The sequence below is a fragment of the Saccharopolyspora sp. NPDC000995 genome, assembly GCF_053599315.1.
Map to the genome: position 1 here is coordinate 14,151 of NZ_JBSFLZ010000091.1, position 16,345 is coordinate 30,495.

Annotated in this window: 16 protein-coding genes; 6 read left to right on the forward strand and 10 right to left on the reverse strand. The window is 66.4% G+C overall.

Features of this window, described 5'->3' with window-relative positions; translation table 11 throughout:
• Window positions 1-4: 4 nt before the first annotated feature.
• The 3 genes from ACWDKQ_RS25205 to dctA all read right to left on the reverse strand — a co-directional run bounded on the left by ACWDKQ_RS25205 (window position 5) and on the right by dctA (window position 3,517).
• Entirely contained in the window at window positions 5-415 is a 411-nt protein-coding gene (locus tag ACWDKQ_RS25205) for an archease (protein WP_450141227.1), read from the reverse strand.
• On the reverse strand, window positions 412-1,824 hold the full coding sequence (locus ACWDKQ_RS25210) for an RtcB family protein (RefSeq protein ID WP_450141228.1): 1,413 nt from the start codon (window positions 1,822-1,824) through the stop codon (window positions 412-414). Before ACWDKQ_RS25210 ends, ACWDKQ_RS25205 begins: the two co-directional genes overlap by 4 nt.
• A gap of 355 nt (window positions 1,825-2,179) precedes the next feature.
• Window positions 2,180-3,517 (reverse strand): C4-dicarboxylate transporter DctA, encoded by a 1,338-nt coding sequence (gene dctA, locus ACWDKQ_RS25215; protein ID WP_450141229.1) that lies wholly within the window; start codon window positions 3,515-3,517, stop codon window positions 2,180-2,182.
• A gap of 700 nt (window positions 3,518-4,217) precedes the next feature.
• Between dctA and ACWDKQ_RS25220 the strand changes: the two genes are divergently transcribed.
• Entirely contained in the window at window positions 4,218-4,706 is a 489-nt protein-coding gene (locus ACWDKQ_RS25220; RefSeq protein ID WP_450141230.1) for a GtrA family protein, read from the forward strand.
• On the opposite strand, the gene ACWDKQ_RS25225 is transcribed toward ACWDKQ_RS25220, so the two are convergent.
• The gene (locus ACWDKQ_RS25225; protein ID WP_450141231.1) at window positions 4,677-5,705 is read right to left on the reverse strand and encodes a hypothetical protein; all 1,029 of its coding nucleotides are present in this window, start codon (window positions 5,703-5,705) and stop codon (window positions 4,677-4,679) included. The two genes, ACWDKQ_RS25220 and ACWDKQ_RS25225, sit on opposite strands and share 30 nt — an antisense overlap.
• The gene (locus ACWDKQ_RS25230) at window positions 5,702-6,634 is read right to left on the reverse strand and encodes a TauD/TfdA family dioxygenase (RefSeq protein ID WP_450141232.1); all 933 of its coding nucleotides are present in this window, start codon (window positions 6,632-6,634) and stop codon (window positions 5,702-5,704) included. The genes ACWDKQ_RS25225 and ACWDKQ_RS25230 overlap by 4 nt, the downstream gene beginning before the upstream one ends.
• Between ACWDKQ_RS25230 and ACWDKQ_RS25235 the strand changes: the two genes are divergently transcribed.
• Together ACWDKQ_RS25235 and ACWDKQ_RS25240 are read left to right on the forward strand one after the other, a co-directional pair.
• A complete protein-coding gene (locus ACWDKQ_RS25235) occupies window positions 6,633-7,787 on the forward strand; it encodes an alpha-hydroxy-acid oxidizing protein (protein WP_450141233.1) in 1,155 nt (384 codons plus the stop codon). The two genes, ACWDKQ_RS25230 and ACWDKQ_RS25235, sit on opposite strands and share 2 nt — an antisense overlap.
• 43 nt (window positions 7,788-7,830) lie before the next feature.
• Window positions 7,831-8,811 (forward strand): hypothetical protein, encoded by a 981-nt coding sequence (locus tag ACWDKQ_RS25240; RefSeq protein WP_450141234.1) that lies wholly within the window; start codon window positions 7,831-7,833, stop codon window positions 8,809-8,811.
• A gap of 9 nt (window positions 8,812-8,820) precedes the next feature.
• Here ACWDKQ_RS25240 and ACWDKQ_RS25245 read toward each other — a convergent pair whose 3' ends face one another.
• Both ACWDKQ_RS25245 and ACWDKQ_RS25250 read right to left on the reverse strand, forming a co-directional pair.
• On the reverse strand, window positions 8,821-9,555 hold the full coding sequence (locus tag ACWDKQ_RS25245) for a TauD/TfdA family dioxygenase (RefSeq protein ID WP_450141235.1): 735 nt from the start codon (window positions 9,553-9,555) through the stop codon (window positions 8,821-8,823).
• 118 nt (window positions 9,556-9,673) lie between these two features.
• The gene (locus ACWDKQ_RS25250) at window positions 9,674-10,804 is read right to left on the reverse strand and encodes an aminomethyl transferase family protein (protein ID WP_450141236.1); all 1,131 of its coding nucleotides are present in this window, start codon (window positions 10,802-10,804) and stop codon (window positions 9,674-9,676) included.
• A 419-nt stretch (window positions 10,805-11,223) separates the two neighbouring features.
• On the opposite strand from ACWDKQ_RS25250, the gene ACWDKQ_RS25255 reads away from it, so the two are divergent.
• The 3 genes from ACWDKQ_RS25255 to ACWDKQ_RS25265 are packed head-to-tail and all read left to right on the forward strand — an operon-like array spanning window position 11,224 to window position 14,492.
• Window positions 11,224-12,165, forward strand: coding sequence for an aminotransferase class IV (locus ACWDKQ_RS25255; RefSeq protein ID WP_450141237.1), 942 nt, complete (start codon window positions 11,224-11,226; stop codon window positions 12,163-12,165).
• Between the two features lie 29 nt (window positions 12,166-12,194).
• Window positions 12,195-13,406 carry a hypothetical protein gene (locus ACWDKQ_RS25260; RefSeq protein ID WP_450141238.1) on the forward strand — a complete coding sequence of 404 codons (1,212 nt, stop codon included), beginning with the start codon at window positions 12,195-12,197 and terminating at the stop codon, window positions 13,404-13,406.
• Window positions 13,407-13,436: 30 nt separating this feature from the next.
• A complete protein-coding gene (locus ACWDKQ_RS25265; RefSeq protein ID WP_450141239.1) occupies window positions 13,437-14,492 on the forward strand; it encodes a methyltransferase domain-containing protein in 1,056 nt (351 codons plus the stop codon).
• A gap of 276 nt (window positions 14,493-14,768) precedes the next feature.
• Here the strand turns inward: ACWDKQ_RS25265 and ACWDKQ_RS25270 are convergent, their stop codons facing one another.
• From ACWDKQ_RS25270 to ACWDKQ_RS25280, 3 genes are read right to left on the reverse strand one after another with little or no spacing between them, the layout of a single operon-like run.
• Entirely contained in the window at window positions 14,769-15,107 is a 339-nt protein-coding gene (locus ACWDKQ_RS25270) for a transposase (RefSeq protein ID WP_450141240.1), read from the reverse strand.
• Window positions 15,108-15,146: 39 nt separating this feature from the next.
• On the reverse strand, window positions 15,147-15,611 hold the full coding sequence (locus ACWDKQ_RS25275) for an IS3 family transposase (RefSeq protein WP_450141241.1): 465 nt from the start codon (window positions 15,609-15,611) through the stop codon (window positions 15,147-15,149).
• Between the two features lie 5 nt (window positions 15,612-15,616).
• A complete protein-coding gene (locus tag ACWDKQ_RS25280) occupies window positions 15,617-16,111 on the reverse strand; it encodes a helix-turn-helix domain-containing protein (RefSeq protein WP_450141242.1) in 495 nt (164 codons plus the stop codon).
• Window positions 16,112-16,345 lie beyond the last annotated feature (234 nt).

The following is a 16,345-nucleotide window of genomic DNA, read 5'->3' on the forward strand; positions in this document are numbered from 1 at the left end:
CGGCTCAGACGTCGATGGTCGCAGCGCAGTGCCAGCCGCGGGAGTCGTGCTCGATCTGAAGTTCGTTCAGCGAAACGGCTTTGGGGGCGGCACCGATGATCTCGGCGCGTGCCACCGCGACGTTGGCGAGTTCCAGCGCGATCCCGGTGGCGCGCGGCCGGACGCGGATGCCCAACGGTAGAGTGCCTTCCGCGTCCAGCAGGTAGATGATCTCGTCGAGCACCGCGAGCAGGAGTTGCTCGTCGGTGCCGTCGAATTCGGCGGTTCTGGTGTTTTCCGCCTCGTCCACCGCGACCTCGGCGAAGGCGGTCACCAACGCGCGGGCCGCTTCCGTCAGGCATTGCTCGCGCGTCGAACCCCACGCCTCGAACCGGATGTCGGCGGTGTGCGGAAGGAAGCGGAACCCCCCGCTCACCCCTTCACCACACCCAGCGGCACGAGCCTGGCGATGCGGCGGCACAGCCTGGCTCCTTCGGCGACGGCGACGACGGCGTCGACGTCCTTGTAGGCGGTGGGTGCCTCCTCGGCGAGTCCGCGAGCGGAACTGCCGCGGACGACGATGCCGTCGTGCTCCAGGTCCCGGCGCAGGCGGCGGGGATCGGTCGTGCGGATCGCCTGGTGTCGGCTCTGCGTGCGTCCGGCGCCGTGGCACGTCGAGAAGAACGCATCACCGGTCGGCACGCCAGTGAGCACATAGGACGCTGTGCCCATCGAACCGGGGATCAGCACCGGCTGCCCGGCTTCCCGCAGGCCCGGCGGCAGTTCGGGGTGCCCGGGCGGCAGCGCGCGCGTGGCTCCCTTGCGGTGCACGCACAGCGTTCGCCGCTGGCCCTCCACCTCGTGCGTCTCGATCTTGGCGAGGTTGTGCGAAATGTCGTAGACGAGGTCGAGCCCGATGCCGGTCACCTTCCGCAGCACCTCGCCGGCGGCGATGCCGAGCACGTGGCGGTTCGCGCGGGCGTAGTTCGCCGCCGCGGCCATCGCGCCGAGGTAAGCGCGACCCGCCGGCGAATCGACCGGCGTGCACGCCAACTGCCGATCGGGGACGGTCAGGCCGTAATCGGCCATGCTCTCGTCCATGCTGCGCACGTGGTCGGTGCAGATCTGGTGGCCGAGCCCGCGGGAACCGCAGTGGATCATCACGCACAGCTGGTCGAGTCGGAGCCCGAATGCCCCGGCGACGCCCTCGTCGTAGATCTCGGCGACCGCCTGGACCTCCAGGAAGTGGTTGCCGGACCCGAGGCTGCCGACCTGTCCGAGTCCCCGGTCCCGCGCGCGGGCGCTTACCCGACCCGGCTCCGCGTTGGCCACCGCACCGCCGTCCTCGCAGCGCTCCAGGTCGTGCGGCGTGCCGCGCCCGCGCGCGACCGCGTAGTGGCACCCCTCTTCCAGCAACCGGTCGAGGCTCTCGCGGGGCAGCTCCCACACCGCGCCCCGGCCCGCCCCGCGCGGCGTGGCCCGGCTGAGCCCGTCCATGATCCGCTCGGCGACTCGGCGGAAGTCCGACCGGTCCAGCTCGGCGGCCAGCAGCCGCACCCCGCAGGAGATGTCGAACCCGACGCCACCCGGTGAGACGACACCACCGACGCGGATGTCGGTCGCCGCGACGCCGCCGATCGGGAATCCATAGCCCCAGTGCATGTCCGGCATGGCGTACGACGCGCCGACGATGCCGGGCAGGGTGGCGACGTTGACGACCTGGTCGAGCGCGCCGTCGCCCTTCGGCGGCAGCAGTCGCCGCGACGCGAACACCACCCCCGGCACCCGCATCGCGCCGTGTTGTTCGATCCGGAACCGGTACGGCGTTTCCTCGACGAGCTCCACCCAGACCTCCCGCGTTCCTACGCCCCGGCAGTACCCATCGCGGCCTGGCCCGACACGCGCCCGGTTGCTGTATCTGCCGTGGGGGAGGACGGCAGTGGCAAGGCAAACCGATCGCCGGGCGAGCGATCTCGCCCGGTACCTCGGGCACAGCTTCGCTTCATCCGCTGCCGCATCGTTGCCGGTGCAACGCTGCTTCCGTTGTCGGACAAGGGATCCGCGGCCGATGTGCTGACCGCCGAGCGCTGCGCGGACCGTTGGTTCGAGAGCGTTTCGCGCGCAACCAACGGCGTCATCGTGCGCGCACAGGCGCAGGTGCTGGACAAATCGCGCTTCCAGTGGATGGGGGCCCCTTCGGTCAGGCCTTGGCGGGCTCGTCCTCCTCGCGGGGGAGCGGGCGAGCGGACGCCGGGTCGGCGAGGGTGGCGCGGGCCCGGTCGCGGTCCAGCGCTCCGTCCCACTTGGACACGATGAATGTCGCCACGCAGTTGCCCAGCAGGTTGGTGACGACCCGCATGCTGTCCATGATCCGGTCCGCGCCGAGCATCAGCGCGACCGCGGCGACCGGGATGACGCCGACTGCGGAGGCCGTCGCCGACAGGGCGATGAACGCCGAGCCGGGGATTCCGGCCATGCCCTTGGAGGTGAGGATCAGCACCAGCACCACGGTGATCTGCTGCCCGATGGTGAGGTCCACGCCGACGGCCTGGGCCATGAACAGTGTCGCCAGCGACAGGTAGATGGACGCGCCGTCGAGGTTGAACGAGTACCCGGTCGGGATGACGAGCCCGACCGCCTCCTTGCGGCAGCCCGCGCGTTCCAGCTTCTCCATGATCCGCGGCATCACGACTTCGCTGGACGCGGTGCCCACGGCCAGCGCGAACTCCTCGCGCGTGTAGCGCAGGAACCGCAGGAGGCTAAGCCCGGTGAACGCCTTGAGCAGCACGCTGAGCACGATGCAGAACAGCAGTGCGGCGCCGTAGCAGGCGCCGATGAGGGTGGCGTAGGTGCCCAGCGAGGACAGCCCGTACTGGCCGATGAGGTAGGCCATCGAACCGAACACCGCGATCGGGGCCAGCCGCATCACGTAGCCGATGATCTTAAAGATGATCTCGCCGGTTTGCTCGATGAAGGCGAAGACCTGAGGCGCACGTCCGATGCCGATGTGCAGCAGCCCGGCCGCGAACAGCACCGCCAGCAGCAGCACCTGCAGCAGTTCGTTGTCGGCGAAGGCCGCCACCGCGCTTTCCGGGATCATGTGCAGCACGAACTGAGCCGGGCCGGGCAACTGCTCGCCGTGGGTCTTGGCGGTCACGCCGGAGGCGTCCAGCGTCGCCGGGTCGACGTGGAGCCCAGCGCCCGGCTGGATGACGTTCCCGGCGATGAGGCCGAGGGCGAGGGCGGCGGTGGTGACTACCTCGAAGTAGATCAGCGCTTTGAGCCCGATCCGCCCGACCGACCGCATGTCGCCGGCTTTGGTGATGCCGACCACGACCACGCAGAAGATCAGCGGCGCGATCACCATCTTGATCAGTCTGATGAACCCGTCGCCGATCGGTTTGAGGGCACCGCCGAAGTCGGGCCAGAAGTGCCCGACGGCGATGCCGAAAACGGCCGCGATGATGACCTGGACGAACAGCGAGGACAGCACTCTTGACACGCGGCCGTGCTGGACCGGCGACGTCGGCTGAGCCATGTCGGTCTCCGATTTTCTTAATGTGGAAGTATACTTTTGAAGTTGCCTCCTGGGGCTGGTCCGGGAGTTTGCGTGCTGCCGGGATCCGCGTCAAGGGACCAAATGTGAGCACGATTCACAGTTTCCGGCGGGGCGCCTTTGAGCTGCGGTTTCGGCGTTGGCGCCAAGCCTGACTGGATTCAATCCGGAATGCGATGCATCGCGAATCGAGGTAGATAAACCCGCCGGCGTCGAGGGTGCGCCGCCGGAGGGCATCTGCCGTCGAGCATCCGCTGGAGGGCTGCGCCGTCGTCGGCGGGGCGGTGCGCAGCAAGGCGAAGAGGAACGCGACCGGCTCATCGGGCAGCCAGCGCCGCGGCGCGCGGACGGCGTTGGTGTGAAACGGGTACCGCAGCACCAAGCCGCCGTCGGGGACGCCGAGTCAACCGGATCGTGTTCAGCCACGGGTGCGGCTGGTGCCACGTGTACTGGGTGGCGACCGGGACGCTGCTGGCGCTCCGATCACGCCCAAGATCACCAGATCGGTCGTATCAAAGTCCGTGATGGCTCGAACACAATGAGTCATATGCACTGGTGGGTCGGAAGGATGACGGCTGGCATCGGCGTTTTCTAGCGTCTTCCCAGGTAGTTCACGCGCCCTTCCCGCACGGCCGAACTAGCTTGACCGCAGATATTGAACCGTTGCGTTGGAGTGGGGTCCATGAAAGTGCTGGCTGCACGGGAACCGGGGGCGCTCGCCACGGTCGCAGCCGATCCGCCTCGCACGGCCAAGCGCGACAACGTCGTCGGCCAGGTCGTGCTGTTCACCTTCGTGGGCGTGCTCGCGACCGCGGCGAACGCCGTGCTTTACGTGCTGCTGCGGGAGTTCTTCCCGGCGGGTGCCTCGAACTTGTGCTCGCTGCTGATCACGACCGCGGCCAGCAGCATGGCGCACCGGCACTTCGCGTTCGCCGGCCGGGACGAGCACCCGATCCGCATGCATCTGCAGACCCTCGCGGTGTTCCTCTTCTACTGCGTCTCGAACAACATCGCGCTGGACTTGCTCGGCCTGGCCGTCGAAGACCCCTCCAGCGTCGCGGAAGCCGCTGCGGTCACGGTGATGAGCATCATTGGCGGCACCACGCGCTTCGTGGTGATGCGGCTCTGGGTGTTCAGCCGCTCAAGGGCTCGTCGCTCCAGCTGGGAGTAGTGCGATCTGGAACTTCTCCACGAGCGCTGTGCGCAACTTCGGCGGGATAAGCGGGTGGTCGAAGCCCTGGTCGGCGAGGTCGAACGGGCCGGCGACGTAGGCCTCGGCGAGCGTGGGTAGCACCGTGAATTCGTCGACGGCGACGGAGTGCACGACCTCCGCCATTGTGGGGGAGTCCGGCAGGGCAGCGGCACCCCACTCCGCGATCCGCGGCAGTCTCCGCAGCCGGTTGACCGCGAGTCGCCGGAGGGATTCCCGGTACAGGGCGCTCGTGCGGTCGGCGTCGGCCAGAGCGATGAACTCGCAAGCCATGGCGACGGCCTCCGCGATGAGCAGGCCTTCTCCGAATTGCAGTTGGGTCGCTGCGGCCGGACCACTGTGCTCGGTGAGTTCAGCCAGGTGGTCCATGTGCGAGGCCATGTGCAGGTGCAGGCCCCAGCGCACGACGCGAGTCACGGCGGTGCGTTGCTTCGCGACGACGACCAGGGTTGGTCGATTGTTGTCCACCAGCCATTCCCGCCATACGAGTTCTGCTGGCAGATCGGTGTCGACGCAGTGGTGGCCGGTGCGTCCCAGCACACGTGTGCGGGCGTTGCGGTCCAGCTCAGCGGAGACTTGCGCTGCATCAGCCGGCTCGGTGTGCTCCTCGTCCCACCCTTCTGGCGTGCAGCTGTCGACGAAGCGTGCCAGCTGCGCCGCGCGGGCGCGGACGGCGGGGCGGGGCCACGGGGGTCCGGGATCTTGCTTGCGGTCCTCCACGTAGTCGGCAGGCGCATCTGCGAGGAAGCCGCGCATCCGACGGAGCCGGTCGGCGAACCGTGAGTACACGGGGGGCGACGTCAGGACAAAATCGTCCACTGCGGACACCAGGAGTGGGTCTCTCAATGTCCGGGCCGCCAGCAGCACCTCTGCCATGTTGCGGGCGCGCCAGTCATCCGCCTCGGTGTCCGTGGCGGGAACGTTCGTGGCGAGCCGGATGAGCACGTCGGCGGGTGTCATCGGATGACCAGCCTGACGCGCAAGATGAGCCGTCGGGGGTCGGAGAACCACGTCCGCCCGTGCAGGACGCCTTCGTTGTCGCAGATGAGCACGCTGTCGGTGCCAAGCACGAACTCAGCTGCGTCGGGGTGCGAGTCCAGGTGTTCGTCGAAGTCGGTCGCCACGGAGCGCAGCGCGGAATCCACGTCGAGGTTGTCGACCCGCCATCGGATCCTCCCGTCCTCTCTGGACACCGGGCGTGGTACGTCGGGTTCACCGCCGAACGTGGCTGGCGGAATCCATCGCCAGACGGGTTTTCGCAGCAGAGCGGACATCTCCCCCGGGATGCCGGAAAGTGCTTTCCGGGCTTGCAGCAAACGGCTTGCTCCGCCGTCTTCGGCGGGGCGCACGCAGAACAGTGCGAATCGCTGCTCGGGCTCCGCTCGGTAGGCGGCGTCGGTGTGGAAGCGTGCCTCGCCGGCGCGCACGCTGAAAGTATCGGTTGACCCGGACTTCCGCGGTGTCACCGGCCAGATGGCCTGCCCTCCGTCGCGATCCGAGGCCGTTCCGTAACGGCTCGCGATTCGTTCGACCGCCCGGTAGTCCACGTCGGATCCATCGGTGAAACCGGCGCTGTCGATCAATGCCCAACCTTGATTTGTTAGCGTTTCGAGCACGGAGGTCATGGTTGCCTTTCCATGGTCCTTATGCCGGGGGCAATCGTGCCTGCTGGATAGTACGGCCCACAATGGTCCATGTGGGTGGCGCTTCGCTCGCGCCACAACCCGTTCGGCCGAAGAGAGCCGTCTGACAGGCAAGCTGCAAAATTTTGTTCGCGACCAAGCGGATGACAGGTCTGGGATGTAGATCTGACGATTGTTGCGCCAGATGAGTGATGTTGGGATCGGGTGGTGCGGTACTTGCTGGAAATTGGGCAGACTCGCCGTCATGACGGGATTCGCTGAGTATCAGCGCGAAATCGTCCAACTCGGCGAAGCTGAAGAATCGCTTCCTTTTACGACGGATCTGGCCGCGCTGGAGGACGCTGTTCGAGCCAAGGTGCCGGCCGGACCGTACTGGTACGTGGCAGGCGGTGCCGGGACGGGTGCCACTGTTCGCGCCAACCGCGCGGCGTTCGAGCGTTGGCGGATCGTGCCAAGGATGCTCCGAAACGCCGACCGCAGAGACCTGAGTACCACGGTGCTCGGCATGCACCTGCCTGCCCCGGTGCTGCTGGCACCCGTCGGTGTTCAATCCATACTGCACCCGGAGGCGGAACTCGCGAGCACACGTGCGGCCGCAGAACTGGGTCTTCCATCGGTGCTCTCCTCGTCATCGTCGCGGACTCTCGAAGAGGTCGCTTCCGCCGGTTGTGACGCGCCGAGGTGGATGCAGTTGTACTGGTCGAGCGACCGCGAGATCTGCGCCAGCATCCTCGACCGCGGCAAGCGCGCTGGCTTCTCCGCCCTGGTGGTCACCGTGGACACCTGGACCCGGGGCTGGCGACCTCACGAAATGGACAGGGGCTACTACCCGGCTGAGCAAGGAATCGGTATGGCGATCCCGTTTTCCGATCCTGTTTTCCGATCCAGGCTCGCCAGGCCGCCGGAAGAGGATCTCTCCGCGGCACTCCAGGTGTGGCAGCGCATGCCCACTGATGCCGGCAAGAGCTGGCAGCAGTTCTCCTTCCTGCGCGATCACTGGTCCGGCCCGATCGTGGTGAAAGGAATCCTGCATCCCGACGACGCGCGCCATGCTGTGGCGCGCGGGGCCGACGGGATCGTCGTCTCCAACCACGGAGGACGCCAGGTCGACGGTGCCGTAGGTGCGTTGGAAATGCTCCCCGAGGTCGTCGACGCGGTCGGCGCGGAGGTAGACGTATTGTTCGATTCCGGAATCCGGACCGGTTCCGATGTCATCAAAGCCCTTGCCCTGGGAGCGAAAGCCGTATTCGTCGGCCGGCCCTACGCGTACGGGCTCGCTCAAGCGGGCGAGGCGGGCGTGCGCCACGTGCTGCGCAGCCTGCTCGCGGACATCGACATCACGCTCGGGCTTGTCGGGTACCGCAGCCCGGCTGAGCTCGACCGAGATGCGCTGCGCTGACATCACCCGCTCCCCGGCCATACAAAGGGTTGGAGAAGACACCTTGAACTTTCCCGTCAGCCTCGTCGACTGCACGTTGCGTGAAGTCGAGTACGAAACCCACCTCACCCTCGCCGAGTCCGTCCAAATCGCGGCGGAGCTCTCCGATGCCGGGGTGCACTACCTCGAGATTGCCGACAAGGGCGCTCCGTCCTGGGCCGATCTGGAGATCGAGGAGTATGTCGATGCGGTTGCGCAGGCGGCCCCCCGATCCACCGTGGCCATCATGGTCTACCCGGGCGCGTCCCTGGAGACCATCGCCCGGGCGGTTGCGGCCGGCGCGGGCTGCGTACGCCTGGCCGCGAACATCACCGATGCCGCGGACATTCTTCCCTTGGCCGCCGGCGTGAAGGAACTCGGTGTCCAGCTGATCACCTTCAACGCCATGAAAACCTATGCGGTGCTCCCCGCCGAAGCGGTCCGCATTGCCGAGGACGCCCGCGCTGCCGGGGTGGATGTCCTCTACACGGCCGATTCCGCTGGCTGCATGCTGCCTGGAGAGGTCATTGGCCTGCTCCGGTTGTTGCAGGACCGGGGGATCGCCACCGGGTTTCATGGCCACGACAACACCGCCCTCGCCGTGGCGAATTCCCTGGCGGCGCTGGACGCCGGTGCTGTGATGGTCGATGGCACGCTTCGCGGGGCCGGCCGTAGCGCTGGCAACGCGCAGCTCGAAGTACTCGTCAAGGCCGCACAACGCGGCGGATTCCTGTCTGGTGTAGATGGTGATCTGCTGGCCGGGAAGTCCGAGGAGTTTGTCGCAGGTCGTCGGTTGCGGGATCGCGGAGTGTCCTATTTGGATATTGCGATCGGAGAAGGCCGCTTCCACACCGAGCGGCTGGCTCTGGCCCGCGAGGTCGCCGAGAGCTGCGGCGTGCCGCTGCCGGACTTGGTCCGGGAAGTCGGCCGCCGCGATCCGGTGCGGCCGTCGCGTGAGCTGATGGAAGCAGCCGCAGCGGACCTGCGTGCCTCGCGGGCCGGATGACCGAGCACGCTAATGCGCTTCGGCGATGTGGATTCGGCGTAGGTGGCGACGTGGATCAGCGAAGGCGGTGCGTGCGTGCAGTAGGCGCCAGTTGTCCCAGATCACCATGTCGTTGCGCTGGTAGCTGATCGCTAGATGCTGTTCGTCGAAGAGCCGCTGCCAGTCCGACTGCAGCGCGGCGACGGGATCGGTGTCATCGCGCACGATGTTGTTGACCGAGAATCTCACCACCGTGCTCCCGCGGTGCACGTCCAGCAGCGGGTGCTGGAAGGCGACGCCGAGGTCGCCGTGCGGGTTCGTCCAGTCGTACTTGGTCCTCTCCAGGTGCTGGCGGTTCTGCTCGGACAACCCCGCCAGCCACGGCCGGGTGTCCGCCAGAGTTGTTTCCCCGCCATCCCCAGCCGGCGGATGCACGCACCAAAGGGCCAGGTAACGCGGCGGAAGCCCTAGCAGGTCATAGCCCTCGGTGTGCGGCGCGAACGCTTTGGTGCTGCCTGGGTAGTAGACGCCGTCTGCCGTGGGCGCGGGTCTGACCTCGGCCACGAGAGCACCGTCGTGGTGCGGCATGAGCGGGCCCAGTCGACGGCCGAACGCCATGGGGTCGAAGTCGTCCGGTATGCCTGTCAGGTGGACGTAGCCGTGTTCGTCCATGAGGCTTTGGAAAGTCTTCTCGAAGAGTACGTCGGGAACGGGTTTTCCGTCGACATCAGTCCGGTGGAGGACGCTGAGTGGTGAACGACCCATGTTCCACTCCTTTCGGTCGATGTGCACTCTCGGGTGCGTCACGTTCGAGGCGGGCGATAGAAGGGGCCGGGGTCAGTGCTGCCCCGGCCCCGCTCCATCGGCGCGGTACGGCTGTTGTCTAAGGCGCGGCCAGGAGGTCTGGGAACGGAATGGTGCTGACCTGCCAGCGTGAGCCGGCTGCGTGCACGACCGCACCCGGCTGGCAGTCCGGTGCCAGGTGGGCGAACGCCAGCACGCGGCCTTCCCGCGGAGAAGGTGCGGCTGACGTGACGTATCCCAGGAAGCCGCCGCTGTCGTCGAGCACCTCGTCACCCACCAGCGGGCAGCCGGACTTCGTGTCGGCAGCGTGCAAACCGGCCAGCCACAGCCGTTGCGAACCGCGGCTTTTCAGCAACCCCTCGCGACCGATGTAGTCCCGGCCGTCGTGGTCGTCGGGCACCATCCAGCCCGCTCCGATCTCGAACAGGGTGGTGCCGATGTGCACGTCTACCGGGAAGAGACCGAAGGTGATGTCCCGGCACTCCATTCGGTAGATGGTGAGCAGCTCCCAGCCACACGGGGTGATCTCGGGCCGTTCGGTGACGAGCTGCCGCCACATCGCGGCCAGCACTTCTGCGGACGTCCAGACCTCGTAACCGATGACGCTCCTGAGCACTCGGGCCTGGCCACCGACGAGCGTTCGCACCTGGCAGGACTGGAAGTTGCGCAGGTCGGCGATCACACGCCGGTCTGCATCGTCGACGAGGCTCTGCACCGCTTGCAGGCGCTTGGGCCCCTTGATGTTGAAGCTGAAGACTTCGCTGGGCAGGATGCTGACTTCGGTGAAGAATTCGGCAGTGCGGCGCAGCCAGCCCGGCTCCTTTCCGCCGCCGCAGGACAACAGGAACTCCTCCGGACCGGTGCGGACGACGACAGCCTCCTCGTCGACCGTTCCGGCGGGCGTGGTGAACAGCACGAACCTCGCGGAACCGAGTGGCAGATCTGACACCCTGCGTGGGGAAAGTGCGTCCAACAACGCACCGGCGTCGCTGCCCGAAACCTCGAGGTAGCACATCGCGGACGCGATGAAAGCGCCTGCGCCGTGGGTCACCGCGCGGTACTGCTGGTCCAGATCGACCTCGCGCCACCCCCACGCGCCGATCACGTTGTCGCCGAGGACTGTCCACTTCGTGACCCCGCCGAGAAGTACGTCCGTCGCGTGCAGGATCCCCCCAGGATCGACGCGGCGCAGTTTGAGGACGTTCTGCATGACTGGCAGGTCCGCTGGTTCAATATTGCTCCATACCGTACCCGATTGAGCTAGCGGGTTCCGAATTTCCGGATTCCATTCACGAGGTGTAAAGCCTTCGTCCCGTAGCGTCTGCACGGGGCGATGCTAGCCGGATTTGTTGATTCCACGTTGCTACAGGCAGGTGAATCACATCAACCGCCCGATCGGACGCGTTGACGCGTGGGGCTCAACGGTGGGACATTCTTCCAGGTTTGCTCCCGGGTTGGTTGCTTAAAAATCCATTATGGACAACTTCGTCTGTCATTTTTTTGAAGTATCCTGTAGCGGATGGTGAGGATTCCCTGACAAGGTCCCGCGGTCCCGGAACGTTAGCTGGTTGCGGCTAGGGGGAACAACGCCGGCCCCAACGGTTCTTGCGCGAGTCAAGGAGGTCGCCCATGAATGAAACCCACGCACCGCTGGTCTGGTGGCACGGTGAGGTCGTGCCCTGGGACCAGGCCCGTATTCCGGTCACTGCGCTGCGCGGACTGACCGTGTTCGACGGCCTCCGTGCGTACTGGCGGCCGGAGCAAAGGCGGTTCGCGGTGGTGCAGGTGGACGGCCATCTGAATCGCCTCCGTTCGGCCGCCGAGCTGCTGCACGTTCCGGAGAACGGCTTGATTGACCAGTTGGACAAGGGAATGGGCGATCTCCTAGCGGCGACCAGCTTCCGCGAGGACGTCTACCTACGGCTGACCGTGTACATCGACTCCGGACGGTCCAATGTGTACCCCGATGCGCTGTCACCGGGGCAGTCGCTGGATGAGTTCGCCCCGATGGATTCGTTCATCTCGTTGCACCAGATCGGTCCCCGCTTCGATGAGCCGATCAGCTGCGTGATCAGCTCCTGGCAGCGCACCCAGGACACGTCCTTCCCGGTGCTGGTGAAGACTGGTGCGTCCTACGCGGCGCTGAGGCTGGCGCGGGTCGAGGCGAAGAAGGCGGGAGCCGACCAGGCGATCCTGCTCAACAACCGCGGCATGGTGGCGGAAACCGCCGAAGCGGTGATCTTTATGGTCCGCCACGGCCGGCTGTACACGCCTCCGCTGTCCGACGGAGTCCTGGACAGCCTGACCCGGGAGACCGTGATCCAGCTGGCCCGCAGAGAACTCGCTCTTACGGTCGAGGAGTGTTCGATCACCCGCTCCGAGCTGTACACCGCCGACGAGGTCTTCATCTGTGGTACATGGGAGGAGATCCGGGTCGTCGGCTCGATCGACGGCATCCAGCCGCGCAACCCGGAAGCCCCGATCTCCCACGCTTTGCGCCAAGCCTACCTCGACATGTGCACCGGGCGGCGCCCTCCGATCGAACCCGACTTCGTGCGATTGCTGCTTTGACGGAACCAGCATTGCAGAGGTGAGAACAGGTGCGCGACCAAGAACTGCGTCCCGACGCATCAACCGCGACGCCGGGCGGAGCACCCGACCCGCGGGAGACCATGCGGGTGCTACCTGGATTCCTCCAACCCGCCCTCACGTGGCTCACCGGCAAACCGCTGGGAGACCAGCGGCCGTGGCAGCTCACGCCGCTGCACCACCTGTGGGCCAGCGTGCTGCCCATTGTCGCGGGAATCGCGCTGGGAGCTGCGGTGGTGGGCGCGGGGTGGTGGATGCTGTTGCTGCCGGCCTCCTGGCTGATGACCACGCATGGCATCCGGAAGCTGCGGGTGATGATCGTCCACCAGTGTTCGCACGCGAACTTCCTGCGGCGCAAGCAGATTGACACCGCGATCGGCAGCGCGATCACGTTGCTGCTGGTGACACAGGAGTACGGCGAGTACAAGAGTGAGCACGTCAGCGACCACCACTCCAGCAACCACATGACGTTGAAGGATCCCACCGTCCAGTTCCTGATTCTGGTCCTGGGCATGCGTGTCGGCATGACCCGCCGGCAACTGTGGCGCAGAATGCTCGCGGGTGTCTTCTCGCCGCGTCTGCAGGCGAAGGCGACTTACTCGCGGATCGCCTCGCACCTCCGGGGCACCGCTGCCTGGTACCGGGCGCTGTTTCTGGCGCTGGTCGGCGGGCAGCTCATGGTGGTCATCGCACTCGGGATCTGGGTCGAGTACCTCGTCGTGTGGGTGTTCCCCCTGATGTTCCTGTTCAACGCCGCAGCCACGATCCGCCTTTCATCGCGTCACATCTTCCCGGCCCGCGGACCGGTGCGTAAAGGGCGGGCAACGTTGGCCGGGTATACCCACGGCGTCTTCTTCGGCGAAGCCGCGCCTGGTCCTGACGTGTCTGGTGTCCGGCGGGTTCTGAGCTGGTCGCGGTGGTGGCTGCGGATGCTGTTCATGCACCTGCCGGCGCGCCTGTTCGTCTTCGTCGGCGACGGGCCGTGCCATGACTACCACCACCGGTTCCCACGCTCGCGGGACTGGGCGAACTACATCTTCGCCCGGCACCGCGACATCGCTGCCGGGCATCCGGGCTGGCCGCCCTACACCGAAGTGTGGGGTCTGGTGGCCGCCATCAACGCGGTGTTCACCACGCTGAGCGCGGCAGACCGGCAGTTGTACGACGTCTCCCAGTTCACGTCGGTCAGCCAGCAGGAACTCCTGTCGGCCTTCGAAGAGTAGTCCCGCAACGCGGAGGGCTTGCGACGCGCCATGCAGAACACGAAGCATTCATCCTTCTCCGGTGTCGAAATCCTGCCCGGCACCACGCTGCAGGAATACCTCGACGAGCTTCGGATCCGCCACCCGAGGTTGTACGAGCGTCTTGACCTGGCACGGCTGGACCCCACGCAGCTCGCCCGGATATACGAGGCGCTGGACTGCTTCGCCTCGCCGTTCGACACCAAGGAACACGGCGGTCGCGGTGACGCCTATCGCAGCACCCAGCTCGCGCATCCCCTGGTACGTGCACGGGGGATCAGCAACCTGTGCGAGCTGGCCATACCGGTGGACAGCAGCCCCGCTCGCAGCCTCCTGCTCGACGCGCTCGGTGGCAACGGAACCATGACGCGAGCGATGCGGCTACTCCAGCCAGACACGAGTCCCGCCATCTTCACCGGAGACGTGGCCGCCCCGATGATCGCCGACGCCTTGGCCCAAGGGCTCCCAGCCGTGCGGCAATCCACGCAGCGGTGGCTGTTCCGGGATGCAGCACTCGATGGCGTCATCTTCGCCTACGGCACCCACCACATTCCCGTGGACGAGCGCCCCCAGGCGATGGCGGAAGCCCACCGGGTGATCCGGCCAGGCGGGCGGATCGTCGTGCACGACTTCGAGGAGGGCAGCACCACGGCCCGCTGGTACAGCGAAGCCCTGGACCGCTACACCTACACCGGGCACAAGCACGAGCACTTTCTTCGCGAGGAAATGCACGAGTTGCTCGTCACTGCGGGCTTCCACGACGTGCGGGTCCGCTACCTCTACGACCCGTGCGTCGTAGATGCTGACTCTCCGGCAGCAGCACGGCGCGGCGTGATCAACTACATGTACGACCTGTTCGCGCTGGCGAAGCTCGTTGCCCCGGACGCGTTGGACGACGAGGACTCCTGGATGATCGTCGATGAGGTCGTCCGCCGCTACGCCACCTTCGGTCCAGACGAACGAGCCAGGCTTGGCGCGCAGGTGGCGGAGCTGACCGTCCGTCCGGCCGGCCGAGGTTTCCGAGCCGAACTCCCCAGGGTGGCGCTCGTCGCGACCGCAACCCGTTGATCCCTGTTCGAAAGTGAGTTTCGGCAGCAGGACCGTTTGTGGCTGGTTGCCGCGAGCCCGGCAGCCATTGATGTAAAGCACGCCGAGGCGCGGTGATGCGGCGCCTACCTGCTCCGCGAGCCGGTCCCGGTGCTCGCGCGCTAGCAGAGGCGTAGAAAGCCGCACTTCTCCTGGCTCGATGGAGGAGGTCAGAGGACCAGCCTGAAGGGCGTCGGCCAGTGGGGGGCGGGGGGAGACTGAAGTGGTCCCCGGAAGTTGGACTCGTTAAGTAAGAGTCTAGGCCGCGAGGGTCTGGGCCCGGTATTGCACCGGGCTCAGGCCCTCGCAGTGTGTGTGGCCTCGAGTGGTGTTGAACCAGGTGATGTAGTCGTCCAGCGCGGTCGTGAACGCCTCGAGGCTGAGGTAGCGGGTGTGGTGGAACATTTCTTCCTTGAGGTGTCCGAAGAAGCTTTCGATCACGGCGTTGTCGTGGCAGTTGGCCTTGCGGGACATCGACTGGGTCGCGCCCGCATCGGCCAGCAACTCGCGCCAGGACACGTGCTGGTACTGGATGGAACCCCTGGTCAGAGTGCACCAGCGGTGCCTGGCCCGGTTCCAGCGTCGCCAGCGCCTCACGCAGCGAGGAGTTGGTCAGTTCCAGGTTGGGGGAGGTGCTCACCGAGTAGGCGATGATCTGCCGGTCGAACAGTCCATCACCGGCGACAGATAGACCTTGCGGTCGGTGATGGCGAACTCGGTCACGTCGGTGACCCACTTCTGGTTCGGTGCGCTGGCGGTGAAGTCCCGGTCCAGCAGGTTCTCCGCGGCCTCGCCGGTCTCGCCTCGGTAGGAGTTGTAGCGTCGGCGCCGGCGGATGGGGCAGACCAGGCCGAGCTCGCGCATCAGCTTGAGCACGGTCTTCTTCGCGACCCGCCACCCAGCGCCCACGAGTTCCCGGTGGATGCCGCGATGCCCGTAACGCCGCCTGTTCTCCTCGAAGACCGCCTGGATCGCGGCCTTGAGCTCCTCCTGCGGATAGGGGCGGGACCGGCGGGCCTGGTGGTAGAAAAACGTCGACCGGGCCAGCCCGGCAACGTCGAGCAACACCTCGAGACGATGCTCAGCCTTGAGGGCGATCACGGCGGCTACTTTCGCCGTTGTTCCTGCGCTCTCAAGGCCCGCAATTTTCCCAGGTAGGCGTTCTCGGCCCGCAGTCGCTCGTTCTCCCGCCGCAGCGCTTCGAGCTCGCTGGCCTCGCCCGGGGCCTGGTCAGCGGGCTTCGGTGGCCGGCCCACCCGCTTCGGACGCAGTGCGTCTTCACCTTCGTTGCGGTACTTCCGCGCCCACGTCTCGATCAGCTTCGGCGACGACAGGCCGAACTCACAGGCGAGATCGGTCTTCGTCTCTCCGGCGAGGAAACGTCGCACCACCTCGAGCTTGAACTCGAACGAGAACGACCGCTTCGACGGCTTGCTCACCAGCGCCGCACTCCCACGAACCCGCCACCGGCCATACAACCGGCCCACCGCCCAGCGAGACACACCAAGCCTGGTCGCGACCGCACGATCCGCCCAACCGTCATCGAACAACCCTATCGCCGCAGCACGCTGCTCCGCGCTCAACGAACTTCGCCCAGCCATACAACTGCTCCCCGGAGATCGGAACCGAATTTCTCAGTCCAACTTCCGGGCTGAGGTTTCGCGGTTATGCGGCGGTTGCGGTGCTGGTCGTGGGCCTGTCGGGATATTGATCTGTTGTGTTCTGGCCTGCGGTGATGGTCGTAATTCGGGCTCGGCGGAAGGCGATGAGCATGTCGTCGATGCTGATGTGGGTCTTTTTGCGGTTCCAGGGCGCGCGGGTGCGGGCGGTGGCCA

Excerpts from the sequence above, each read along its gene's own strand:
- ACWDKQ_RS25230 (WP_450141232.1), bottom strand. The coding sequence starts at position 6,634 with ATGACGGCGAGTCTGCCCAATTTCCAGCAAGTACCGCACCACCCGATC.
- ACWDKQ_RS25225 (WP_450141231.1), bottom strand. The coding sequence starts at position 5,705 with ATGACACCCGCCGACGTGCTCATCCGGCTCGCCACGAACGTTCCCGCC.
- ACWDKQ_RS25250 (WP_450141236.1), bottom strand. The coding sequence starts at position 10,804 with ATGCAGAACGTCCTCAAACTGCGCCGCGTCGATCCTGGGGGGATCCTG.
- dctA (WP_450141229.1), bottom strand. The coding sequence starts at position 3,517 with ATGGCTCAGCCGACGTCGCCGGTCCAGCACGGCCGCGTGTCAAGAGTG.
- ACWDKQ_RS25220 (WP_450141230.1), top strand. The coding sequence starts at position 4,218 with ATGAAAGTGCTGGCTGCACGGGAACCGGGGGCGCTCGCCACGGTCGCA.
- ACWDKQ_RS25245 (WP_450141235.1), bottom strand. The coding sequence starts at position 9,555 with ATGGGTCGTTCACCACTCAGCGTCCTCCACCGGACTGATGTCGACGGA.
- ACWDKQ_RS25280 (WP_450141242.1), bottom strand. The coding sequence starts at position 16,111 with ATGGCTGGGCGAAGTTCGTTGAGCGCGGAGCAGCGTGCTGCGGCGATA.
- ACWDKQ_RS25235 (WP_450141233.1), top strand. The coding sequence starts at position 6,633 with ATGACGGGATTCGCTGAGTATCAGCGCGAAATCGTCCAACTCGGCGAA.
- ACWDKQ_RS25265 (WP_450141239.1), top strand. The coding sequence starts at position 13,437 with ATGCAGAACACGAAGCATTCATCCTTCTCCGGTGTCGAAATCCTGCCC.
- ACWDKQ_RS25255 (WP_450141237.1), top strand. The coding sequence starts at position 11,224 with ATGAATGAAACCCACGCACCGCTGGTCTGGTGGCACGGTGAGGTCGTG.